The organism is Mesorhizobium sp. B2-2-3, assembly GCF_006442405.1.
Lineage (GTDB): Bacteria > Pseudomonadota > Alphaproteobacteria > Rhizobiales > Rhizobiaceae > Mesorhizobium.
The window spans coordinates 240853-263688 of record NZ_VFWC01000002.1; the positions used below are offsets into that span (position 1 = coordinate 240853).

Sequence of the window (22836 nt, forward strand, 5' to 3'; positions counted from 1 at the left end):
TCGAGACATGGCGTCGAGCAGCGGAATTCCGGGCGGTACGCCGGACAAGGGACAGCCACCGGCCGAGGGAAAGGTCCCGGCCCGACATCCCGACAGCGGACTTTCCTATGTCCCGGTGGGCTGGCTCGTTATCGTCATGGCCCTGTCGGTCTATTGGCTGGCGTCGGCCTTGTGGCTGGTGGGGAGTTCAGGCCTGCCGAACGCCGTTTTCTATTTCCTCTTCAGCGGGCTCGTCGCCGACGTCATCACCATCCTATGGGGACTTTACCTACTCGGCCTCGCCTTCGGCCGTTCGGCGCGCTTCCCCAGCCACTTCACCATCTGGCAGGCCGCCACGATCATGTGGCTGCTGGCAAGTCACGCTTACGCACTTGCCGTGCCGGGCTTCGTCTTCTCCGCCAGAAGCCTGGCCATCACCGCCGCCGAGATCGCCATCGGCCTGCTTTGCATCTACCTGTTGCGCCGCGGCTCCGGCGCCGAGACCGTTTATGCCAAGCCGCGAGCCGAAGCGCCGTCGGTCTTCGTTTCCATTGTCGCCGCGCTGCTCGGCATCATCCTCGGCGCGGTCGTCGGCGCGGTGGGCGGTTTCCTGGCCGGTTCGCTCATCGCCGAAGTCACCGACGTGAGTTGCTTCGAGGGTGCGTGCGGCTACTTCGCCGCGTTCATCGGCCTGGCCGGGTTGGTGGTCGGCGCCATTGCCGGCGGCATTCTCGCCGTCTGGCTCGCCAACCGGCGCAAGCGCAGGCCGGCCGGCTAGGCTGCGTCGGCCGCGATTCAATTCGCGTGCCGTGATTGCGAACGGGGCCCATGCGCTCTATTTCTCATTTCGGAACACCGCCGGAGATCCTCGGGAAGATGTTGAGGATCGGCCAGGGGAAAGGTCTCTGATGTTTCGCTTCGTCTTTCGTCTCGCGGCCATGGTCGCGCTGTCGATTTCGGTCATCATGGCGGTGCTTGACACGACACGCACGGTGGCCGCCTCGGCACTGGTGCTGACCCCGCTCAATGCAAGCTGGCTGGCCGTGTCGCCCGACACGCGCGCCGCCTTTGAAAGCTTCGTTCGCGCCAAGGCCGGCCCGCTGCTATGGGACGGCGCCATCGCCTGGGTGCTCAACCAGCCGGGCTTTGCCGTGTTCGCGGTGCTGGCCTTGCTGCTCTATGCCATCGGCTACAGGCGGCAGCGGCGCACCGGGCAGTTCGCCTGAAGGGCACGGGCATCGCACCCCGCCATGCTTTTCCAAAAGGTCAAAATTCCACGTGAATTTTGTTTCGGGCCGTGCCAGATTGCCGCTGAGCGGGAGGGGAATATACACTCCTGGCTGACGTCGCGCGCATGCCGCAGAACCGGGCAGGCGGGCGGGGCGTAACGGAAAAAAATAACCGACAGGGTGTGGATCACATGAAACGTATCGTTCTCGGCCTTCTGGCCGCAACTGCAATGGTTCTTCCGGCTTTCGCCGCGGATGTGCAGCCGGCCATCCTTTATGATCTCGGCGGCAAGTTCGACAAATCCTTCAACGAGGCGGCCTACCATGGCGCCGAAAAGTTCAAGACCGAGACCGGCGTCCCCTATGTCGAGTTCGAAGTGTCCAACGCTTCGCAACGCGAGCAGGCGTTGCGCCGCTTCGCCGAGGACGGCCACAACCCGATCGTCATGGCCGGCTTCGCCTGGGAGGATGCGCTTAAGAAGGTCGCGACCGAATATCCTGACCTCAACTTCGCCATCATCGACGATGCCGTCGACCTGCCCAATGTCCGCTCGCTCGTATTCAAGGAGAACGAAGGCTCCTATCTCGTCGGCATCATGGCGGCGATGGCCTCCAAGACGAAGAAGGTGAGCTTCGTCGGCGGCATGGACATTCCGCTGATCCGCAAGTTCGAATGCGGCTATGTCGGCGGCGCCAAATCGGCAGGCGCGACCGACGTCATCCAGAACATGACCGGCGACACGCCGGCCGCCTGGAATGACCCGGCCAAGGGCGGCGAGATCGCCAAGACGCAGATCGACCAGGGTTCCGACGTGGTCTATGCGGCCGCCGGCGGCACCGGCGTCGGTGTGCTGCAGGCGGCGGCTGATGCCGGCAAGCTCGGCATCGGTGTCGATTCCAACCAGAACGGCCTCCAGCCCGGCAAGGTTCTGACCTCGATGCTGAAGCGCGTGGACGTTGCCGTCTACACCGCCTTCATGGACGGCAAGAACGGCACCTTCAAGGGTGGCGTCGAAAATCTCGGCCTCAAGGAAGGCGGCGTCGACTACGCCATGGACGACAACAACAAGGCGCTGGTGACCGACGAGATGAAGGCGGCGGTCGAGAAGGCCAAGGCCGACATCATCGCCGGCAAGGTCGAGGTGCACGACTACACCGCCGACAACGCCTGCCCGTATTGATCGGTAAGCACTAAGTTTCGAACCGCCGGGCCTTGTCCCGGCGGTTTTGTTTTTGGAAGACCTTGATGACATGCACCGAGGCAAGAGTGGCGCCGATGATAGAACCCATGACCGAAAGCGACGTCGAGGCGATGGCACGATTGCGGGTTGCCGCCTTTTTCGAGGGTAGCGCAAGGACGCCGGACGAGGATGCCGCCGGGCTCCGCAGGCTGTTGGCCGGGACGGCTTCGAGACGGCGCTTGTGGCCCGGATCGGCGAAGTATCGGTTGGCACATGCCTGCTGGTTCGCCACGAATTGGAACCTTCGCACGACCTGACGCCATGGCTTGCCGGCTTGGTCGTGGATCGCAACCACCGCAACAAAGGGATCGGTGGCGCACTGGTCCGGGCCATCGAAGCACATGCGGCGTCAATCGGTGCGGAGCGACTCTATCTCTATACGTGGGAAGCGCGTGATTTCTATGCTGGGCTCGGTTGGGTAGTCGTCGAGCCGTTTGAACAGGACGGTCATCCAATGCTGCTAATGGTGCGCGAGCTTCGGCTATAGCTGGCCCACCAGATGACCGAGCGCGAAAACCGCGATCAGCAAGATGGCGATGACCGCGCCGCGCCGGGCGCCGCCGAGCGCGGGCACGCCCACGCCGTAGGGCTGGCGTTCCAGCTTGCGGATTACCACCGAAAGTTTCGCCTCGTCATCGCCGGGCGAGCGCATCTGCGGCAGTTCGGCGATGCGTTGCGAGATCAGCCGCCAGCGATCGTCGCCGGAAGGTTCGGCGCGGTCGAAAATATGCATGCGCTCGGCAAGCTGGACCACCGCATCGCGAAAGGCGGGGTCGACCTCCAGATCGCGCTCGGCCCTTTGGCGTTGCGCATCGTTCATCAGGCCAAGCACGTAGTCGCCGGCTCTTGCGATGCGATCGGTGGCCATCGCTCCCGCTTCCCTTCCCTACCAGTGCGGCGGTTTGGTCACCGGCACGTCGGGTGCCGCCTGTTCCTCCAGCGCCAGGAAGCGGTCGGTCAGCGCGTCGAGCTTGCGCTGCATGCGCTCGATCACCTTCCACTGCTCGGCGATCTGGCCGGACAGCTCCTCGATGGTCTTCTCCTGCTCGGCGGAGCGGATCTCCAGCGTCGTCAGCCGGTCGGCGGGCATGGTCATGCGAAGTCCTCAGGCGTTGCGCCGCAGCGTCAAATCGGCTTGCCCATATTAGCGAATATGAGAGCTTCGGCCACGTTCCAAATTGACAAGCGCGCCGGGATTTGTCGAGAGTGGACGCTGCTCCGACCAATTGGCACGGGCGGAGCGTCATGCTAGGCATTTTGACCAAGCGATAAAAAAATAAGAGTGGGACAGGCTGCATGGCGCATGCCGCGATCGAACTGGCTGCAATCGAACTGATCGGCATCAACAAGAGTTTTGGCGCCGTGCGCGCCAACCGCGACATCAACCTGGAAATCGCGCGCGGCACCATCCACGGCATCGTCGGCGAAAACGGCGCCGGCAAGTCGACGCTGATGTCGATCCTCTATGGCTTCTACCAGGCCGACAGCGGCGAGATCCGCGTCGGCGGCAAGCCGGCATCGATAAGCACGCCCAACGATGCGATCGCGCTCGGCATCGGCATGGTGCACCAGCATTTCATGCTGGTCGACAATTTCTCGGTCCTGGAGAACGTCATCCTGGGCGCCGAAAGCGACGCCTTGCTGAAGAAAAGCATCGCCAAGGCGCGTTCCGAACTGGAGCGGCTGGAGCGTGAATACGGCCTCGAGGTCGATCCCGACGCCATCGTCGAGGAATTGCCGGTCGGCCTGCAGCAGCGCGTCGAGATCCTCAAGGCGCTTTATCGCGGCGCCGAGATCCTGATCCTCGACGAGCCGACGGGCGTGCTGACGCCGGCCGAGGCCGACCACCTCTTCCGCATCCTCAAGCAATTGAAGGAGCAGGGAAAGACGGTGGTGCTGATCACCCACAAATTGCGCGAGATCATGGCCATCACCGACACGGTTTCGGTGATGCGCCAGGGCACGATGGTGGCGACCAGGGAAACGAAGAAGACCACCGTCGCGGAACTGGCCGAGCTGATGGTCGGGCGCCGCGTGCTCTTGCGGGTGGAGAAGGGCGAAGCGGAAGCCGGCGCGGTAAAACTCGCGGTCAAGAACCTGACGGTCAAGGATTCCCGCGGCGTCACCATGGTCGACGACATCTCCTTCGACCTGCGCGCCGGCGAGATCGTCGGCATCGCCGGTGTCGCCGGCAACGGCCAGTCCGAACTGCTCGAGGCGATCTCCGGCATCAGGCACGCCGTTTCCGGTTCGGTGATGCTCGAGGGCAAGCCGATCGATCTCACCGGCAAGGCCGATCCCGGCGAACTGCGCGACCGCGGCCTCGCCCATGTGCCTGAGGATCGCCATCATGTCGGGCTGGTGCTGGCCTTCGAGGAGAACGAGAATTCCATCCTCGGCTACCATGACGATCCCCGCTACCTCAGAGGACCTTTCCTCAACATCGATGCCATCGTTGCCGATGCCAAGGACAAGATCGAGAAATACGACATCCGCCCCGGCAATCCACGGCTGAAGACCGCCAACTTCTCCGGCGGCAACCAGCAGAAGATCGTGCTCGCGCGCGAAATCGAACAGGACCCCGGCGTTCTCATCGTCGGCCAGCCGACGCGCGGCGTCGACGTCGGCGCCATCGAGTTCATCCACAAGCGCCTGATCGCCATGCGCGACCAGGGCAAGGCCGTGCTGGTCGTGTCGGTCGAGCTCGATGAGATCCGCTCGCTCTCCGACCGCATCCTGGTCATGTTTGCCGGCCGCATCGTCGGCGAACGCGGGCCGGAGGCGAGCGAGGGCGAGCTCGGCCTTCTGATGGCGGGTGTTGAGCGCCAGGAGGCGGCGCAATGAGCACGCCCTATGCCAAATTGCCGGCCTGGGCCGACTATGGGCTGATCCCGCTGATCAATCTGTCTGTGGCCTTCATCGTCGCGGGCTTCGTCGTGCTTCTGGTCGGCGAGAACCCGTTCCGTGCCGCCGTCATCCTGGTCGAGGGCGCCTTCGGCAAGGGAACAGGTATCGCCTTTACCCTCTTCTATGCCACCACCTTCATCTTCACCGGACTTTCGGTGGCGGTAGCAGCGCATTGCGGCCTGTTCAACATCGGCACCGAGGGGCAGGCCTACATCGCCGGCCTCGGCATCGCCATCGTCTGTCTTTCCTTCGACAGCGTGCTGCCATGGTGGCTGACATTTCCGCTGGCCATCGTGGCTTCGGCGGCCGTGGGCGCCTTGTGGGCGCTGATCCCCGCCTATCTGCAGGCCAGGCGCGGCTCGCACATCGTCATCACCACCATCATGTTCAACTTCATCGCTGCTTCGATCATGGTATACCTGCTGGTCGGCCCGTTGAAACCGGCAGCCTCGCAGGCGCCGCAGACGCGCAACTTCCTGGCGGGCGCGGAATTGCCGAAACTCAACTGGGTCATCGAGCTGTTCGGCGCCAAGATCCGGTCGGCGCCGCTCAACATCTCCTTCCTGCTCGCGCTGCTCATGGCCTTCCTGGTCTGGCTGCTGATCTGGCGCACCAAGCTCGGCTATGAGATGCGCACCTACGGCCACAGTCCAAAGGCGGCGCGCTATGCCGGCATTTCCGAAACCCGCATCATCATCACCGCCATGATGATCTCGGGCGCGCTCGCCGGCATGATGGCGCTCAATCCGGTGATGGGCGACCAGCACAATGTCGCGATCGACTTCGTCAGCGGCGCCGGTTTCGTCGGCATCGCCGTGGCGCTGATGGGTCGCCTGCACCCTGTCGGCATCGTGCTGGCGGCCATCCTGTTTGGCATGCTCTACCAGGGCGGCGCCGAACTCGCCTTCGAGATGCCTGCGATCAGCCGCGACATGATCGTGATCATTCAAGGGTTGGTCATCCTGTTCGCCGGTGCGCTCGAACACATGTTCAGGCCTTACATCCAGGCGCTGTTCGCCTCGCTCAGCCCGAGGTCGGTCGGCATGGAAGCGGTCAAGGGAAAAGGCGCCTGAATGGACACCTTCAACGCCATCGTCCAGACGCTGGATTCCACCATCCGCCTCTCGGTGCCGCTGCTGCTCGCCTGCCTGGCCGGCCTCTATTCGGAACGCGCCGGCATCTTCGACATCGGCCTCGAAGGCAAGATGCTGGTCGGCGCCTTCGCCGGTGCGGCGGCCGCGTCGGTCTTCCATTCCGCCTTCCTCGGACTGGGCATGGCGATCCTGATCTCGGTCGCGTTCGCGATGATCCACGGCTTTGCCTCGATCACCCATCGCGGCAACCAGATCGTTTCCGGCGTGGCGATCAACTTCATCGCCGCCGGCTCGACCATTATCCTCGGCCAGGCCTGGTTCCAGCAAGGCGGGCGCACGCCGGCGCTGCAACCGGCCGAGCGGTTCGAAGCCATTATCTGGCCCGGCGCCGAGGCCGTCCGAGGCGTGCCGGTCCTCGGGCCGATCTACGCGGAACTGATCTCCGGCCACTCGATACTGGTCTATCTCGCCTTCGCGATGGTGCCTTTCACCTGGTGGGTGCTGTTTCGCACGCGCTTTGGGCTGCGGCTGCGCGCGGTCGGCGAAAACCCGGCCGCCGTGGACACCGCCGGCATCTCGGTCGCCTGGCTGCGCTACAGGGCGCTGATCTGCACCGGCATCCTGACCGGCGTCGCCGGCGCCTATCTGTCGATGGTGCAGAATGGCGGCTTCGTGAAGGACATGACCGCCGGCAAGGGCTACATCGCGCTGGCCGCATTGATCTTTGCCAAGTGGAAGCCGGTCAACGCCATGCTCGCCTGCCTGCTGTTCGGCTTCCTCGACGCCCTGTCGATCCGCCTGCAAGGCTCGCCGCTGCCGCTCATCGGCAAGGTGCCGGTGCAGTTCATGCAGGCCCTGCCCTATATTCTCACCGTCATCCTGCTCGCCGGTTTCATCGGCAAGGCGATCCCGCCGCGCGCCGGCGGCGTGCCTTATGTCAAGGAACGCTGAGGATCGAGGGCGCGACGCAAAAGGCGCGCCGGCTTATGGACAAGATCATCGGAGAGAACACTGAAATGTCGCATGAATTATTCGAAGCGGCGAAGGCTGCCATGGCCAAGGCTTATGCCCCCTATTCCAAATTTCCGGTCGGTGCCGCACTTCGCACCGAGGACGGGCGCATCTTCACGGGCGCCAATATCGAGGTCGCCTCCTATCCGGAAGGCTGGTGCGCCGAGACGACGGCGCTCGGCCATTACATCATGGGCGGCGGCGGCAAGATCATGGAAATCGCCGTCCTTGCCGAGCGCATGGCCAAATGCTCGCCTTGCGGCGGCTGCCGGCAGCGGCTAGCCGAATTCTGCCGTCCGGAAACGAAACTCTATCTCTGCGACAATGCGGGCGTCGCCGAAACCGTGACCATGGACGACATGCTGCCTTACGGCTTTCGCGGCGACATGCTGAAATGAAGGAAGCGCTCGACCATCTGATCGAACGGCTGGACGGCCTGGCGCCGACCACGGCGCTGGTGCTGGGTTCTGGCCTGGGAGGGCTGGTCAGCCAGGTCGAGAACCCGATCCGTGTTTCCTATGCCGATCTGCCCGGCTTTCCCAGAAGCGGCGTTTCCGGCCATGCCGGAGAGGTGGTGGTCGGGCTGTTTGCCGGCACGCCGGTGCTGATGCTGTCGGGCCGCGCCCACTATTACGAGCACGGCAACGCGGCGGCGATGCGGCCGGTGCTGGAGGTGCTTGCCGGCACCGGCATCACCAAGCTGATCCTCACCAATGCCGCCGGCTCGGTCGATCCGGAGATGGGGCCGGGTTCGGTGATGCTGATATCGGACCACATCAATTTCTCCGGCACCAACCCGCTGATCGGCGAGCCGAGCGACCGCCGTTTCGTCGGCCTGACCGAAGCCTATGATGCCGGCATCCGCAAGGCGATCGAACAGGCGGCGAAGGCGACCGGCACGGCGCTGCACGAAGGCGTCTACATGTGGTTCTCCGGCCCGTGCTTCGAAACGCCGGCCGAGATCCGCATGGCGCGCATCATGGGCGCCAACGCCGTCGGCATGTCGACCGTGCCGGAAGTCATCCTTGCCCGCTTCCTTGGCCTGCGTGTCGCCGCCTGCTCGATCATCACCAATCTTGCGGCCGGCATGACCGGAGCCGAGCTTTCGCACCAGGAGACCAAGGATATGGCCCCGGTCGGCGGCGCGCGCCTGGCGACGATCCTGAAGCATGTGTTCCGCGACGGGCTGTTGGAGAACTGATGCTTCCGCAGGAAATCATCCGCCACAAGCGTGACGGCCACAGGCTGCCGGCGCGCGAAATCGCCGACTTCATCGCCGGCGTAACCGATGGCGCCGTCACCGACGGCCAGGTCGCGGCTTTCGCCATGGCGGTGTTCTTCAACGGCATGAGCCGCGACGAGGCCGTGGCGTTGACATTGGCCATGCGCGATTCCGGCGACGTTCTCGACTGGTCGGACCTGCCCGGCCCGGTCACGGACAAACATTCGACAGGCGGCGTCGGCGATAACGTCTCGCTGATGCTGGCGCCGATCGTCGCTGCCTGCGGCGCTTATGTGCCGATGATATCCGGCCGCGGTCTCGGCCACACCGGCGGCACGCTGGATAAAATGGATTCCATCCCCGGCTACGCCAGCCAGCCCGACATCACGCTGTTTCGCAAGGCGGTGCTGGAGGCGGGTTGCGCCATCATCGGCCAGACCGCGGACCTCGCGCCAGCCGACCGCCGGCTCTATGCCATCCGTGACGTGACCGGAACCGTGGAGTCGGTGCCGCTGATCACTGCCTCGATCCTGTCGAAGAAACTGGCGGCGGGCCTGGGCTCGCTAGTGCTCGACGTCAAGGTCGGCAATGGCGCCTTCATGGAGAAGTCGCGCGACGCGACGGCGCTCGCCAACAGCCTGGTCGAAGTCGCAAGCGGTGCCGGATTAAAAGTTTCGGCGCTGATCACCGGCATGAACGAACCGCTGGCCTCGGCCGCCGGCAATGCGGTCGAGGTGCGCAACGCCGTCGATTTCCTGACCGGCCGCCTTCGCGACCGGCGGCTGGAGGATGTGACGCTGGCGCTCGCCGCCGAAATGCTGCAGGGGGCGGGTCTGGTGCCGTCCAACCAGGACGGCATGCGGCGCGCCACCGAAACGCTTGCCAGCGGCCGCGCCGCCGCCACCTTCGCGCGCATGGTGACGGTGCTCGGCGGCCCCGCCGATTTCATTGACAAGCCGGGACGGTATTTGTCGGTTGCGCCAACGGAACACGCGGTGAGAGCGACCGCGGACGGCTTCGTCACCGGCATTGCCACGCGCGATATCGGCCTTGCCGTGGTCGGGCTGGGCGGCGGCCGCACCCGGCCAGACGACAAGGTCGACCCGGCGGTCGGCATCACCAGGCTGTTGCCGGTCGGCGCCGAGGTTCGAGCTGGCGAGCCGCTGGCGCTGGTCCATGCCCGCTCGGTGTCCGACGCCGAAGCCGCGGCGGCAACGGTGCTTTCGGCCTATGGGATCGGCGCTTCCAAGCCGCCTGCCGACAAGTCGGTCATCCGGCGCATCCTGCCGCGTGGCTGATATGACCCAGCCCCGAACGGCCGTGCCCGCTCACTGGACAAGAAGCAGCGTGCCGTTTTCGGCCTGATATTTGCCCAGCCGATTGAGAAAGCTCATGCCGATCAAATTGGTGTGCAGCGCCTTGTCGTCGAGCACGATAGCCTGCACGTCGTTGACGGTGATGCTGCCGATCTGCAAGCGGTCGATCATCACCACCGCCGCCTTGATCGTGCCGTTGGCCGTGTTGACCTCATGACTGAAATCCGATGGGTTCAGCGACAATCCGATCCTGCGCGCCGTCGAGGTGTTGACGGCGACCAGTGTCGCTCCGGTATCGATCATGCCGTCGATCTGGCGTCCGTTCAGTTTGAAGGCCGACGAGAAATGCCCTCGCGCGTCGGCCGTGACGACAACCTTGCGGCCCATCGGCAACGGCGCCACCGGCTTGTCGGGAGCCGCTGCCAAGGCGACCTCCGGACGGGCGTCGGCCGCTGGCTTGGCCGTCACCGCCGTTTTCAGCAGGCTTTCGAACATCTGCGGATTCGACTGATAGACAATCGGGATGGATGCCGATGTACCGGCAAAGACGCTGAGGATAAGTAGCTTGCGCAGCATGGATCGGCCCCGGCGCATGACCCCGAAAATCGGGATCGATTTCGGAAAGGATCACGCGCAAATCAAAGTGCCGCAGCGTCCGACAGGACGCACGGCGCTGTCGTGAAGGCCGATCCTTAACGCCGGGATGGTGTTTGCCGTTTTAACGCCGCTCGAAACCGCGCCGTTGCGTAAACTTTCGGTAAATCACTTTGTCCCGTACATGCGGTCGCCGGCGTCGCCGAGGCCGGGCATGATGTAGCCCTTCTCGTTGAGCTGGCGATCGATGGAAGCCGTGAAGACGGGAACGTCGGGATGTGCCTTGGTGAAGCGCTCGATGCCTTCGGGCGCCGCCAGCAGGCACAGAAAGCGGATGTTGGTGGCGCCGCGCCCCTTCAGCTTGTCGATCGCCGCGATGGCGGAATTGGCGGTGGCCAGCATCGGATCGACGACGATGACCAGCCGGTCGGCAAGGTCGCTCGGCGCCTTGAAGAAATATTCGACCGCCTCCAGCGTCTCATGGTCGCGATAGAGGCCGATATGGGCGACGCGGGCCGCCGGAACCAGGTCGAGCAGGCCTTCGAGCAAGCCATTGCCGGCGCGCAGCACCGAGGCGAAGACCAGCTTCTTGCCTTCCAGCGTCGGCGCCTCCATCGTTTCGATCGGCGTTTCGATGGTCGTCGTCGTGAGTTCGAGATTGCGTGTCACCTCATAGCCGAGCAGCAGCGAGATCTCGCGCAGCAGCCGCCGGAAACCGGCCGTCGATGTCTCCTTCTTGCGCATGATGCTCAGCTTGTGCTGGACAAGCGGGTGGTCGACGACGGTGACGCCCTTCATGATGTGCTCCGACGTGGTTCGTGGTGAGTAGCCAATAGTGAGTAGTGAATAGTGAGCCGATTTGCGAGTCCCGATGCGCGCTCCGCCAAACTGCTCACTGCTGGCCACTCCCTGTCCACCCAGCCTTCATTCACCTGGCCTTCGCATCCAGCCGGCTGAGCAGCGTTGCCTTGGTCTTCCTGTCGACGAAAGCGGCCTCGATGGCCGTTCGGGTAACGGCCGCCAGCGCCTTCTCGTTCATCGAGAAATACTCGGCCGCAATGTCGTATTCGCGTTTCAGCGAGGTCCAGAAATAGGGCGGATCATCCGAGTTGAGCGTCACCTTGCAGCCGGCCGCTAGCAGGGCGGGGAACGGGTGGGCGGCGAAACTGTCGAACACTTTCAACGCAATATTGGAGCCGGGACAGCATTCCAGCACCACGCCCTCATCGGCGATGCGCCGGACAAGATCGGGGTTTTCGATGGCGCGCACGCCATGGCCGATGCGCGACGGGCGGATGTGATCGAGCGCCGCCTGGACCGTCTCCCACCCCGTCAGTTCGCCTGCGTGAACGGTAATGCCGAGCCCGGCCTCGCGGGCGATTTCGAATGCCCTGACGTAGTCCTCCATCTCGCCGACCCTCTCGTCGCCGGCGACACCGAAGCCGGTTACCAGCGGATGTCCGCAGCGCGCGGCAAAGCGCGCTGCCTGCTCGATGGACTCGACGCCGGCATGGCGCACGCCGGTGACGATCATGCGGCCCTCGATGCCGGTCTTGGCCTTGGCGCGGGCCATGCCTTCGCCGAGCGCGTCAGTATAGGCCTTGGGCGACAGGCCCGCCTTCATGGCATGATCCGGCGAGGTGAAGACCTCTGAGTAGATGGCGCCGTCACGAGCCAGGCTGGTCAGATAATGGTCAGCCAGCCGCGCATAGTCTTCCTCGGTCCGGAACAGGTCGGAGGCGAAATCATAGGCGGCGAGAAAAGAGGTGAAATCGTGCCAGACGAAAGAGCCGTTCTGGATATAGGGCGAGATGTCCTTGCCGTATTTCTGCGCCTGTCGGATGACGAGTTCCGGTGCCGCTGCCCCTTCGATGTGGCAGTGCAGTTCCGCTTTCAAAGGCATTCAAACATCCCGTCGGTCAGTCCAGGTCTCGAAACCCGCCACCTGGAAGCGCGGCCGAACACCGCGCCTTAAACAATAGCGCCCGCACCATCGATCGGCTATGGTCCCGCCGGTTTTATGACGGATCAAAAAAATGTCAGTTGAGAGAACCACGGCCGCCGGCGGCATGGAAACCTCCTATGGTTTCAAGCGTGTAGGGGCAGGCGACAAGCAGCCCCTGGTCAACGATGTTTTCCACAAGGTCGCCAACCGCTACGACCTGATGAACGACCTGATGTCGGGCGGCCTGCACCGGCTGTGGAAGGATGCCATGGTAACCTGGCTCAATCCGCCGAAGCGGCCGGGCTGGCGCGTGCTCGATGTCGCCGGCGGCACCGGCGACATCGCCTTTCGCATCGTCGATGCCAGCCATGGGCATGCTCATGCCACCGTGCTCGACATCAACGGCTCGATGCTCGCCGTCGGTCGCGACAGGGCGCAAAAGAAAGGCATGTCCGGCAACACCGACTTCGTCGAAGCCAATGCCGAGGAACTGCCGTTCGCGGACGCCACCTTCGACGCCTACACCATCGCTTTCGGCATCCGCAACGTCCCCAGGATCGACGTCGCTCTCAGCGAAGCGTTGCGCGTGCTGAAGCCGGGCGGGCGATTCCTGTGCCTGGAATTTTCCGAGGTCGAGATGCCGTTGCTCGACAGGGTCTATGAGGCCTGGTCGTTCAAGGCCATTCCGAAGATCGGCAAGGCCGTCACCGGCGACGGCGAGCCTTATTCCTATCTGGTCGAGTCGATCGCGAAATTCCCCAACCAGGCGAATTTTGCTTCCATGATAACCCGCGCGGGCTTCGATCGGGTCTCGTTCCGCAACTATTCCGGCGGCATCGCCGCGCTTCATTCGGGCTGGAAACTTTGAGGCAGGCCCGGGCATGAGCACCGTCAGCGCTGGATTTCGGCTCATGCGGGCCGGCTGGGTGCTTGTGCGCGAGGGCGTCGTCGCCGCTTTGCCCGGCGAGGAACTGTCCGGCCTGCCGAAATTGGGCTGGCGGCTGGCGCGGCTGTTTACCCGCCGCCGCGCGCTCGCCTATGAGCGCAGCGATCGGCTGGCCAAGGCGGTGGTCCGGCTCGGGCCGTCCTATGTCAAGCTTGGCCAGTTTCTGGCGACACGACCCGATGTCGTCGGCAACGACATGGCGCTCGATCTCGCCATGCTGCAGGACAAGATGCACACCTTCCCGACGGCCGAGGCGGTGGCGGCCATCGAGGGCTCGCTCGGGCGCAAGCTCGGCGACCTCTACACGCGGTTCGGCGACCCGGTCGCCGCGGCCTCCATCGCCCAGGTCCATGCCGCTGAAACCGTCGATGGCGGCGTCGCCAGGAAGGTAGCGGTCAAGGTGATCCGGCCGGGCGTGCGCCGCCGCTTCTTCCAGGATCTCGAAAGCTATTTCCTCGCCGCCCGCCTGCAGGAGAAATACATCCCCTCCTCACGCCGGCTGCGGCCCGTGGAGGTGACCGAGACGCTGGCGCAGACCACCAAGATCGAGATGGACCTGCGCCTCGAGGCGGCCGCGCTTTCGGAACTTGGTCAAAGCACCAGGGAGGATCCGGGCTTTCGCGTCCCTTCCGTCGACTGGGAGCGCACTGGCCGCGACGTGCTGACCATGGAATGGGTCGACGGCATCAAGATGAACGACATCGCCGGACTCGCCGCCGCTGGACACGATCTGAGGGCAATCGCGGCCAACCTCATCCAGTCGTTCTTGCGCCATACGCTGCGCGACGGCTTCTTTCACGCCGACATGCATCCGGGCAACCTGTTCGTCGAGGCTGATGGCACGATCGTCGCGGTCGATCTCGGCATTGCCGGCAGGCTCGGCAAGAAGGAGCGCCGGTTCCTCGCCGAAATCCTCTACGGCTTCATCACGCGCGACTATCTGCGCGTCGCCGAGGTTCATTTCGAGGCCGGCTACGTGCCGCGCCAGCACAATGTCGCGGCCTTCGCCCAGGCGATCCGCGCCATCGGCGAGCCGATCCATGGCCAGCCGGCCGAGACCATTTCCATGGCCAAGCTTCTGACGCTGCTGTTCGAGGTGACCGAACTCTTCGACATGGCGACGCGGCCCGAACTGATCCTCCTGCAGAAAACCATGGTGGTGGTCGAGGGCGTGGCGCGCACGCTCGATCCGGCCTTCAACATGTGGAAGACCGCCGAACCCGTGGTCAGCGGCTGGATATCAGGAAATCTCGGGCCAAGCGGCCTGCTGGCCGACGCCCGCGACGGCGGCAAGGCGATGCTGACGCTGATCCGCCAAGCCCCCGAGTTGGCAGCGCGCACCGAGCGGCTGTCGCGCGAGATCGACCTGATGGCCGAGCATGGCCTGCGCTTCGACGAGGCGACGGCCCGCGCCATCGGAAAGGCCGAAGCGCGCTACAACCGCTCCGGCCGCGTGGCGCTGTGGGTGATAGCCCTGACGCTGGTCTATATAGCCTGGAAGCTGCTCTGAGTGACTGCAATGACAGCAATGCGGTCATTGCAGTCGAAGACGGGATAGCTATATTGTGCGCAGGAGTGCGACTATGGCCAGGATTACTGTCCGGAATCTGGAAGATCATGTCATGCAGCGATTGCGTGAACGCGGTGCCGCGCGCGGCGTTTCCATGGAGCAGGAGGCGCGGGATGTGCTCGCGGCATCAGTGGGGCTTCCGACCACGAAAGGCTTCGATGGTGGACGCCTGACATTTAAGGACGAGGCCAAGGTTCAACCAATGGCAGGGAGGCAAAGTTAGCCATGGGTACCCTGACCATTCGCAATCTCGACGAGGATTTGAAACAAAGACTGCGCGAGCGGGCTGCCCGTCATGGTGTGTCGATGGAGCAGGAGGCAAGAAGTCTGCTGCTCAAGGAAGTGGCGCCCACCTTCAAAGGTGCCGAGGATTTCGTTACGGCGGAGGAGATCCTCGAATTCGGCCGGGAGCTGCAAAAAGCAGATTTTGATCAGAAGAAAGTCGCTGATGATCTCTGGTCCTTCATGAGCCTCTCCGGCAAGCGCATCCTGCTCATCATCGGCGGCGGCATCGCCGCCTACAAGGCACTCGACCTGATCCGCCGTCTGCGTGAAAGGGGTGCGGCGGTGCGCGTGGTCATGACGTCGGCTGCGCGGGAATTCGTCACCACGCTGTCGGCCGGTGCGCTCTCGGCAGACCATGTCTTTACCGATCTCTTCGATCGCAATGACGAGCACGATGTCGGCCATATCAGGCTATCGCGCGAGGCCGATCTGCTAGTGGTGGCGCCCGCCACCGCCGACCTGATGGCCAAGCTCGCCAACGGCCACGCCAATGATCTTGCCTCCACCGTGCTCCTGGCCACCGACAAGCCGGTGCTGATGGCGCCGGCCATGAACCCCAGAATGTGGGCGCATCCGGCGACGCGGCGCAATCGTGCGGCGCTGCACAAGGATGGCATCACCTTCGTTGGCCCCGCCAAAGGCGAGATGGCCGAGAGCAACGAGGCTGGCGAAGGTCGCATGGCCGAGCCGCTGGAGATCGTCGCCGCCATCGAGGCGCTGCTCGATACCGGATCCAAGCCGCTGGCCGGCAAGAAGATCATCGTCACGTCAGGCCCGACGCACGAGCCGATCGACCCCGTTCGCTACATCGCCAACCGATCGTCGGGAAAGCAGGGCCATGCCATTGCGGCGGCATTGGCCAGGCTCGGCGCCGACGTGAGGCTGGTCTCCGGTCCCGTCAGCATCGCCGATCCGGCTGGTGTGAAGACCATCCATATCGAGCGGGCGCAGGAGATGCGCGATGCCGTGGAACAGCTTCTACCGGCCGATGCGGCGGTATTCGTCGCCGCCGTCGCCGATTGGCGCGCCGACAGCCCGGCCGGCGAGAAGATCAAGAAAGCGCCGGGCGAAGGCCCGCCGGTGCTGCGCATGATCGAGAACCCCGACATCCTTGCGGGCGTCGGGCATCACAAGCAGCGGCCGGCGCTGGTGGTCGGCTTCGCCGCCGAGACGCAGGACCTTTTGCGCAACGCCGAAGCCAAGCTGAGGAAGAAGGGCGCCGACTTCATTGTCGCCAACGACGTGTCGCAGACCAGCGGCGTCGGCCCATCCGGTGTGATGGGCGGCGACCGCAACCGTGTTCGCATCGTCTCGAAGACCGGCGTCGAGGAATGGCCCGAGATGAGCAAGGACGAAGTGGCGACCCGGCTCGCCACCCTGATCGCGGAACGGCTGAAAACGATCGTGGTTTGACGAGCTGGATCGTCGGAATTCCGCAAAAACAAAGGTTTAGCGCGGGCTGGCGATTCTATCGAACGCTGAACGTGTTAGTCGGCAAGAAGCTCCGCGGTCCGTGCAAGCGCACTGCCGAAGCCATTGAGCGGAATGGAGAAGCTAACCGCTTGCCCCGTATCCGCCGCGAAGGCATCGACCTTCAAGGTGGTGCCCGCCTTGAGCACGGGGACGACATTGGCATCGAACGCCACCGGCACCAGGCAGCCGACAGCCTGGCAAGTGTTGAACTGCAGGCTGCCGTCCAGCTTCTGGTCGTCGATCGTCAGGCTGACGCCCTTGGCGAGCGCCAGGCCGAACGGCAAAGCGAGCGTGCCGGTCGCGTCTTCGCCCGTCTTGCTCGACAACTCTATCGCCAGCAGACGCTGGTTGCTTTGCTTGTTGAACTGCTGGTGTGACAGGCTGCATGCCTTGGCCGCGCCCGATATCTGGCAGTTGACCGCCCAGTCGCCGTGGGTTTCGGACAAGGCCGATGCGCCGCCGGGCAGCTGTGGCTGGTTGGCGGCGGGCGCGGCCGCCGCTTTGTCGCCTTTTGTCTGCGCCGCCGTGGCCGGAAGACCGGCGATGCAGGCAGCCGCCAGCATCGCCAGCAGATACGCATGCTTCCTCATAAGGACCCCTTTTGCCCGGCTCCATCCCTGAGCCAGCTGGATGCTGACCCTGAGGACGCACTGTCGGCGTTCTGTTTGACCGTTTCCTCGAAGGCGCCGTTGCATCCGACGGACATGCCGACGCCGTTGACGCCATGGAATTCGAGGCCAGCGTCAACCCGATAGAGCGGTGAATCGACCGCTTCCGTCAAGTGCGATGCGGGCGGCGGGGCAGATTCTCCTCCGCCGCGAAGGGGGCGCGATCACGCGATTTCCTGTTAATCGGCACTCTGGCGTGGCACGAGGGGACAACCGCACTATATGTAGAGTGAATTTTGTTTGTGCGGGAATGAGCAGATGTTGGCGCTTCGGCCATCAACGGTTTTCATGACGGCGGCATTGGCAGCCTCGACGCTGGCGGGCATCTGTCTGCCTGCTTCCGCGCAGGTGCTCATTCCCTCCGTCGACAACAACGCGTTGATCCAGCAGAACGATCTGCAGGCCTTGCAAAACCGTGTCCAGCGGCAGCAGTTTCAGCAACAGCAGCAACAGAATCGGGCTCAGGACCGGGTGATCGTGCAACAGCCGCCGCCCATCGTGCCGCGGGTCAGGCCGAACTGCCAGACCCAGATAATCGGCAACACCGCCGTAAGCACCTGCCGCTGAGGCGGGCTTCCCTTTTATTTAGCCGACTTACATGGTAGGGGCGTTCCGGTGCCCTTGCGGCAGTTTGGGTTTTGTAACGACACCGCGTCACGGTATGGGCACTGCACCGACTGGATTTTCGAATGGCAGCCACCAAGAAAAAGGCCGTGCGCAAGGCCAAGAAGGGCGAGACGATCCGCCAGGTCGCGGCTATCCCTTTTCGGCTGGACCAGCGCGGCGACATCGAGGTGATGCTGGTCACCTCGCGCACCACCAGGCGCTTCATCGTACCCAAGGGCTGGCCGATGAAAGGCAAGAGCGGACGCAAGGCGGCCACCATCGAGGCGCAGGAAGAAGCGGGCGTACTCGGCAAGACCCTGAAGCAGCCGGCGGGCACCTATTCCTATTGGAAGCGGCTGGCCAACCGTTTCGTCCGCGTCGATGTCATCGTCTATCTGTTGGAAGTAACGCAAGAGCTTGCCGACTGGCAGGAAGCCAAACGGCGGCAACGGGCCTGGCTGGCGCCGGCCGATGCGGCCATGCTCATCGACGAACCCGAACTTTCGACGCTGGTGAGGACCTTGAAGCTTCCCCAGCCCGCACAAATCGACCCCGCGTAAAGGCCTCACGCCCCGGCGCCGTCCTCTTCGGGGAGCGATCGCACCGGCGTACCGGCATAGGCCCACAGCCATTCGCGTGGCAGCGGACCTTTGTTCCGCTCGGCTTGCTGCGATTGTTCCCAGGCATGCGCCAGGATGCCGACCGAGCGCGACAGCACGAAAAGCCCGCGCGTCAGCGGTGGCGGAAAGCCGAGCTCGCCGTAAATGACGGCGGTCGCGCCATCGATGTTGAGCGGTATCTTTTTGCCCTTGCGTCGCGCGACCTCCGCCTCGATCGCCTCGGCGATGTCGGCGAAGCGGCCATTGATCACGCCGCGCGCGGCAAACTCCCGAGTCAGTTCCATCAGGCGCGGCGCGCGCGGGTCGACCGGATGGAAGCGATGGCCCAGCCCCGGCACGTAGCCCTTTTCCCCGGCAAAGAACCGGTCAAGCCGCCCCGAGACAGCCTCTTTCAGCGTCGTGCCGCCATCCAGCGCCGCGGCAATGTCGCCATAGAAGGCAAGCGCCTGCTCGCCGGCGCCGCCATGGACGTCGCCAAGCACGTTGATGGCCGAAGCCATGGCGCTGTTGATGCCGACACCGCAGGTCGCCGCCATGCGGGCGATGGCGATCGACGGCGCCTGCGGCCCGTGGTCGACTGCGGCGCCCAGCGCAATGCCGAGCAGCGCGGCCTGTTCCTCGCTGGGCAATTCGCCGCGCAGCATCAGCCAGATGACAGCCGGGAAGCTGACGCGGCCGATCAGGTCCTGGATTTCATAGCCGCGCAGCCGGATGACGCCCGGCCGCATTTCGATAATGCCGGTCTGCCACCACTCCTCTGCACGCTCGCGGCCCGTCTTTTGCTCACTCATATCGTCTTTTGCTCGTTCATGTGAGTGCCTTTGTCTTCGCTCGCGGCGACAGGCCGGCGAAAACCTCGTCCATGTGCTCGCCCAGGGCCGGTGGCGGGGAGGCCGGCAATGGAGCCGTGCCATCGACCATGAAGCCGCCGCGCAGAACCGTCAGCGGTCTCTCCATGTCAGCCACGCCGTCGAAAGCCCTGATCATCTGGCGCTCCAGCACCTGCGGTTCGGCCAGCACTTGCGGGATCGTCAGCACCCTGCCCGCCGGCACCCCGGCGCGGTTCAGTTTTTCTTCCCACGCAGCCGCCGGGCCATTCGCCAGGGCCCCCTCGATCTCGATCTTCAGCGCCGCACGGTTCCGCTTGCGCGTCTCGCGCTCGGCAAAGCGTGGATCCGACGCCAGCTCCGGCCGTTCGATAAGCCGGCAAAGCGTTACGAACTGCTCCTGCTTGTTGGCGGCGATGTTGAGCAGACCGTCGCCGGTGCGAAAGGCGCCCGACGGTGCCGCCGTCATGTTCTCATTGCCCATCGGCTTGGGATCGACCCCGGCCGTCAGATAGTTGGAAACCGGCCAGCCAAGCGCCGACAATGTGCATTCAAGCATCGACACGTCGAGAAAAGCACCCTCGCCGCTCGTCTTCTGCCTTACCAGCGCCGAGACGATGGCGAAGGCCCCGACCAGTCCGCCGAGCGTGTCGGCGACGGGATAGCCGACCCGCAAGGGTGCCGTCTCCGGCGTGCCGGTGATGCTCATAATGCCCGAAAGGCCCTGGATGATCTGGTCATAGGCCGGATTGTCGCGCATCGGCCCGGTCTGGCCGAAGCCCGATATCGCGCAGTAGACAAGGTTGGGGCGGACCGCCTTCAGCGCCTCGTAGCCGAGGCCAAGCCGGCCCATGACGCCGGGGCGGAAGTTTTCCACCAGCGCATCGGCGCTGGCGACCAGGTCGAGGAAGCGTTCGCGCTCGGCTTCCTTCTTGAGATCGAGCACGACGGAGCGTTTGCCGGCATTCTGCGCCAGGAACGAAGCGCCCATGCCGGCCCGGTTGAGTTCCGGCGAACCGCCGAGCTGTCGCGCCAGGTCGCCGCCTTGCGGCGCCTCGACCTTGATCACGTCGGCGCCGAGCAGCGCCAGCTGGTAGGCGCAATAAGGCCCGGCCAGGACGTTGGTCAGGTCGAGCACGCGAATACCGGAAAGCAGGTCTGTCATGTCACTTCAAATCGATCAGGCATCGCCCGGCACATGCTCCGGCCCCCGCAATCGGCGGCGTTCGATGTAGGCCCAGATACGCGGCCCGACCAGGCCGATGAAGGCCAGCGTCAGCAGGATCAGCGACAGCGGGTGCTTGTAGAACACCGACCAGTCGCCGTTCGAGATCGTCATGGCGCGGCGGAATTGAGTTTCGGCGAGCGGTCCCAGGATCATGCCGATGATGACGGGCGCGGTCGGGAAATCGAAGCGCCGCATCAGGAAGCCGGCAGCACCCAGGAGATAGAGGATGGCGAGGTCGATCGGCGACTGCGAAATGCCGTAGGTGCCGACGGTGGCGAAAACCAGGATGCCGGCATAGAGCTGCGGCGCCGGGATCTTCAGCAGCCGCACCCAAAGCCCGATCAGCGGCAGATTGAGGATGACGAGAATGACGTTGGCGATGAACAGGCTGGCGATCAGTCCCCAGACCAGGTTGCCTTGTGTCGTCAGAAGCAGCGGGCCTGGATTGATGCCGTAGCTCTGGAAGGCCGAAAGCATGATTGCCGCCGTCGCCGAGGTCGGCAGGCCGAGCGTCAGCATCGGCACCAGCACGCCGGCAGCCGAGGCATTGTTGGCGGCCTCCGGACCGGCTACGCCCTCGATGGCGCCAACCGTGCCGAATTCCTGCTTGTGCTTCGAAAGCTTCTTTTCGATGGCATAGGACAGGAAGGTCGGGATCTCGGCGCCGCCGGCCGGCATGGCGCCGATCGGGAAGCCGATCGCGGCGCCGCGCAACCAGGGCTTCCACGAGCGCCTCCATTCGGCCGCCGTCATATAGAGCGAGCCCTTCAGCGGCACGATCTCGTCCTTGCCGGCATAACGGCGCGAGGCCATGTAGAGCGTCTCACCGACGGCGAACAGGCCGACGGCGGCGATGATGACGTCGACGCCGTCGAGCAGTTCGGTCATGCCGAAGGTGAAGCGCGGCTGGCCGGTCTGCAGGTCGACCCCGATCATGCCGATAACAAAGCCGGCGAACAGGCTGGTCAAGCCGCGCACCGAGGACGAGCCGAGCACCGCCGAAACCGTGATGAAGGCCAGCACCATCAGCGAGAAATATTCGGCCGGGCCGAAGGCCAGCGCGAACCTGACCACGATAGGCGCCAGGAAGGCGACGCCCAGCGTGCCGAGAGTGCCGGCGACGAAGGAGCCGATCGCCGAGGTGGCAAGTGCGGCGCCGCCGCGCCCGGACCGGGCCATCTTGTTGCCTTCCAGCGCGGTGACGATGGTAGCGCTTTCGCCTGGCGTGTTGAGCAGGATCGAGGTCGTCGAGCCGCCATACATGGCCCCGTAATAGATGCCGGCAAACAGGATGAAGGAGGCCTCCGGCGCAACCTGGTAGGTGATCGGCAGAAGCAGCGCGATGGTCAGCGCCGGTCCGAGGCCGGGCAGCACGCCGATGGCGGTGCCAAGCGTGGTGCCGAGCAGGCACCACAGAAGGTTGACCGGAGTGAAGGCGACGGCGAAACCGTGTGCCAGATGGCCTAGCGTTTCCATGGCGTCAGCCCCTCAGCGTGCTGGTGAACGCATCGATTACCGTATTCAGCTGGTTCTCGATGAAACCGGCGCCGATATTGACGCCGAGCGCCCTGGCGAAGCCGAAATAGGCGGCCAGCGCCAGCACGAGGCCAGTGAGCGCATCGCGCAGCGTATGCCGGCTGCCGAAGCCGTAGCAGACCAGAACGAACATGATGACGGATGCCGCGGTGAAGCCGAGCGGCTGGATCAGGAGCAGGTTGGCGACAAGGCCGATGACGACGAAGCCCATCGCCTTCCAGTCGGTCGGCGTCTCCTTTTCCTCCTCCGGCTGCCAGCCGCCGCGCAGTGCGGCGACGATGAGCAGGAGCGAAAGAACCACCAGGCCGAACATGGTGAGGTAGGGAAAGACGGTCGGGCCGACCTTGGAGTAGAGCGGCGACACCGGGATCGCCAAGGTCTGCCAGGCGACCGCCCCGGCACAGGCCAGAAGCCCGATGCCGATCAGCAGTTCGGGTACGGCAAGGCGCGAGGACGCAGCCTGCTGGTCGCTGGTGCTCATGAATGTCCTCCCAAGACAGCCGGCGTCTCACAGCCGGCTTTTATCCTATCTTCATCCC

Annotated in this window: 26 protein-coding genes; 16 read left to right on the forward strand and 10 right to left on the reverse strand. The window is 64.4% G+C overall.

The window, feature by feature from the left end; translation table 11 throughout:
- The first annotated feature begins 7 nt into the window (after window positions 1-7).
- The 4 genes from FJ951_RS04275 to FJ951_RS04290 all read left to right on the forward strand — a co-directional run bounded on the left by FJ951_RS04275 (window position 8) and on the right by FJ951_RS04290 (window position 2936).
- The gene (locus FJ951_RS04275; RefSeq protein WP_246671679.1) at window positions 8-757 is read left to right on the forward strand and encodes a hypothetical protein; all 750 of its coding nucleotides are present in this window, start codon (window positions 8-10) and stop codon (window positions 755-757) included.
- Between the two features lie 130 nt (window positions 758-887).
- Window positions 888-1205 carry a hypothetical protein gene (locus FJ951_RS04280; protein ID WP_140513730.1) on the forward strand — a complete coding sequence of 106 codons (318 nt, stop codon included), beginning with the start codon at window positions 888-890 and terminating at the stop codon, window positions 1203-1205.
- Window positions 1206-1399: 194 nt separating this feature from the next.
- Window positions 1400-2389: a BMP family ABC transporter substrate-binding protein gene (locus FJ951_RS04285; protein WP_140496350.1), complete on the forward strand. Its 990-nt coding sequence runs from the start codon at window positions 1400-1402 to the stop codon at window positions 2387-2389.
- A gap of 241 nt (window positions 2390-2630) precedes the next feature.
- On the forward strand, window positions 2631-2936 hold the full coding sequence (locus FJ951_RS04290; RefSeq protein WP_246671680.1) for a GNAT family N-acetyltransferase: 306 nt from the start codon (window positions 2631-2633) through the stop codon (window positions 2934-2936).
- Here the strand turns inward: FJ951_RS04290 and FJ951_RS04295 are convergent.
- Window positions 2931-3317: a hypothetical protein gene (locus tag FJ951_RS04295; RefSeq protein WP_140513731.1), complete on the reverse strand. Its 387-nt coding sequence runs from the start codon at window positions 3315-3317 to the stop codon at window positions 2931-2933. The two genes, FJ951_RS04290 and FJ951_RS04295, sit on opposite strands and share 6 nt — an antisense overlap.
- Window positions 3318-3335: 18 nt before the next feature.
- Window positions 3336-3545, reverse strand: a complete 210-nt coding sequence (locus tag FJ951_RS04300; RefSeq protein ID WP_140513732.1) for a SlyX family protein — start codon at window positions 3543-3545, stop codon at window positions 3336-3338.
- Window positions 3546-3760: 215 nt separating this feature from the next.
- On the opposite strand from FJ951_RS04300, the gene FJ951_RS04305 reads away from it, so the two are divergent.
- The 6 genes from FJ951_RS04305 (at window position 3761) to deoA (ending at window position 9981) form a co-directional block, all read left to right on the forward strand.
- Window positions 3761-5293, forward strand: coding sequence for an ABC transporter ATP-binding protein (locus FJ951_RS04305; protein WP_140513932.1), 1533 nt, complete (start codon window positions 3761-3763; stop codon window positions 5291-5293).
- Entirely contained in the window at window positions 5290-6429 is a 1140-nt protein-coding gene (locus tag FJ951_RS04310; protein WP_140513733.1) for an ABC transporter permease, read from the forward strand. Before FJ951_RS04305 ends, FJ951_RS04310 begins: the two co-directional genes overlap by 4 nt.
- Window positions 6430-7401, forward strand: coding sequence for an ABC transporter permease (locus FJ951_RS04315; RefSeq protein WP_140513734.1), 972 nt, complete (start codon window positions 6430-6432; stop codon window positions 7399-7401).
- Window positions 7402-7466: 65 nt separating this feature from the next.
- Entirely contained in the window at window positions 7467-7859 is a 393-nt protein-coding gene (gene cdd / locus FJ951_RS04320) for a cytidine deaminase (RefSeq protein WP_140513933.1), read from the forward strand.
- The gene (locus FJ951_RS04325) at window positions 7856-8662 is read left to right on the forward strand and encodes a purine-nucleoside phosphorylase (protein ID WP_140513735.1); all 807 of its coding nucleotides are present in this window, start codon (window positions 7856-7858) and stop codon (window positions 8660-8662) included. The genes cdd and FJ951_RS04325 overlap by 4 nt, the downstream gene beginning before the upstream one ends.
- Window positions 8662-9981, forward strand: coding sequence for a thymidine phosphorylase (gene deoA / locus FJ951_RS04330; protein ID WP_140513736.1), 1320 nt, complete (start codon window positions 8662-8664; stop codon window positions 9979-9981). Before FJ951_RS04325 ends, deoA begins: the two co-directional genes overlap by 1 nt.
- Window positions 9982-10011: 30 nt before the next feature.
- Here the strand turns inward: deoA and FJ951_RS04335 are convergent, their stop codons facing one another.
- The 3 genes from FJ951_RS04335 to FJ951_RS04345 form a co-directional block, all read right to left on the reverse strand.
- Window positions 10012-10575 (reverse strand): TIGR02281 family clan AA aspartic protease, encoded by a 564-nt coding sequence (locus tag FJ951_RS04335; RefSeq protein ID WP_140496364.1) that lies wholly within the window; start codon window positions 10573-10575, stop codon window positions 10012-10014.
- A 186-nt stretch (window positions 10576-10761) separates the two neighbouring features.
- Window positions 10762-11391: a uracil phosphoribosyltransferase gene (gene upp, locus FJ951_RS04340; RefSeq protein ID WP_140496366.1), complete on the reverse strand. Its 630-nt coding sequence runs from the start codon at window positions 11389-11391 to the stop codon at window positions 10762-10764.
- 130 nt (window positions 11392-11521) lie between these two features.
- Window positions 11522-12496 carry an adenosine deaminase gene (locus FJ951_RS04345; protein WP_140513737.1) on the reverse strand — a complete coding sequence of 325 codons (975 nt, stop codon included), beginning with the start codon at window positions 12494-12496 and terminating at the stop codon, window positions 11522-11524.
- A 133-nt stretch (window positions 12497-12629) separates the two neighbouring features.
- Between FJ951_RS04345 and ubiE the strand changes: the two genes are divergently transcribed.
- The 4 genes from ubiE to coaBC all read left to right on the forward strand — a co-directional run bounded on the left by ubiE (window position 12630) and on the right by coaBC (window position 16752).
- Entirely contained in the window at window positions 12630-13406 is a 777-nt protein-coding gene (gene ubiE, locus FJ951_RS04350; protein WP_140513738.1) for a bifunctional demethylmenaquinone methyltransferase/2-methoxy-6-polyprenyl-1,4-benzoquinol methylase UbiE, read from the forward strand.
- A gap of 13 nt (window positions 13407-13419) precedes the next feature.
- Window positions 13420-14994, forward strand: a complete 1575-nt coding sequence (gene ubiB / locus FJ951_RS04355) for a 2-polyprenylphenol 6-hydroxylase (protein WP_140496372.1) — start codon at window positions 13420-13422, stop codon at window positions 14992-14994.
- Window positions 14995-15067: 73 nt separating this feature from the next.
- Entirely contained in the window at window positions 15068-15277 is a 210-nt protein-coding gene (locus tag FJ951_RS04360; protein ID WP_140496375.1) for a plasmid stabilization protein, read from the forward strand.
- A gap of 2 nt (window positions 15278-15279) precedes the next feature.
- Window positions 15280-16752 carry a bifunctional phosphopantothenoylcysteine decarboxylase/phosphopantothenate--cysteine ligase CoaBC gene (gene coaBC, locus FJ951_RS04365; RefSeq protein WP_210239736.1) on the forward strand — a complete coding sequence of 491 codons (1473 nt, stop codon included), beginning with the start codon at window positions 15280-15282 and terminating at the stop codon, window positions 16750-16752.
- Between the two features lie 74 nt (window positions 16753-16826).
- Here the strand turns inward: coaBC and FJ951_RS04370 are convergent, their stop codons facing one another.
- On the reverse strand, window positions 16827-17402 hold the full coding sequence (locus FJ951_RS04370; protein ID WP_140513739.1) for an invasion associated locus B family protein: 576 nt from the start codon (window positions 17400-17402) through the stop codon (window positions 16827-16829).
- Window positions 17403-17768: 366 nt separating this feature from the next.
- Between FJ951_RS04370 and FJ951_RS04375 the strand changes: the two genes are divergently transcribed.
- Together FJ951_RS04375 and FJ951_RS04380 are read left to right on the forward strand one after the other, a co-directional pair.
- On the forward strand, window positions 17769-18047 hold the full coding sequence (locus FJ951_RS04375; protein WP_224557047.1) for a hypothetical protein: 279 nt from the start codon (window positions 17769-17771) through the stop codon (window positions 18045-18047).
- A gap of 122 nt (window positions 18048-18169) precedes the next feature.
- Window positions 18170-18646, forward strand: a complete 477-nt coding sequence (locus tag FJ951_RS04380) for an NUDIX hydrolase (protein ID WP_140513741.1) — start codon at window positions 18170-18172, stop codon at window positions 18644-18646.
- Between the two features lie 5 nt (window positions 18647-18651).
- Here FJ951_RS04380 and FJ951_RS04385 read toward each other — a convergent pair whose 3' ends face one another.
- Genes FJ951_RS04385 through FJ951_RS04400 form a run of 4 tightly spaced genes read right to left on the reverse strand, consistent with a single transcriptional unit; the run spans window position 18652 to window position 22778 of the window.
- Window positions 18652-19497 carry a citryl-CoA lyase gene (locus FJ951_RS04385; RefSeq protein WP_140513742.1) on the reverse strand — a complete coding sequence of 282 codons (846 nt, stop codon included), beginning with the start codon at window positions 19495-19497 and terminating at the stop codon, window positions 18652-18654.
- A 16-nt stretch (window positions 19498-19513) separates the two neighbouring features.
- Entirely contained in the window at window positions 19514-20698 is a 1185-nt protein-coding gene (locus FJ951_RS04390) for a CoA transferase (RefSeq protein WP_140513743.1), read from the reverse strand.
- 15 nt (window positions 20699-20713) lie between these two features.
- Window positions 20714-22237, reverse strand: a complete 1524-nt coding sequence (locus FJ951_RS04395; RefSeq protein WP_140513744.1) for a tripartite tricarboxylate transporter permease — start codon at window positions 22235-22237, stop codon at window positions 20714-20716.
- A gap of 4 nt (window positions 22238-22241) precedes the next feature.
- Window positions 22242-22778 (reverse strand): tripartite tricarboxylate transporter TctB family protein, encoded by a 537-nt coding sequence (locus tag FJ951_RS04400; RefSeq protein WP_140513745.1) that lies wholly within the window; start codon window positions 22776-22778, stop codon window positions 22242-22244.
- Window positions 22779-22836: the final 58 nt, after the last annotated feature.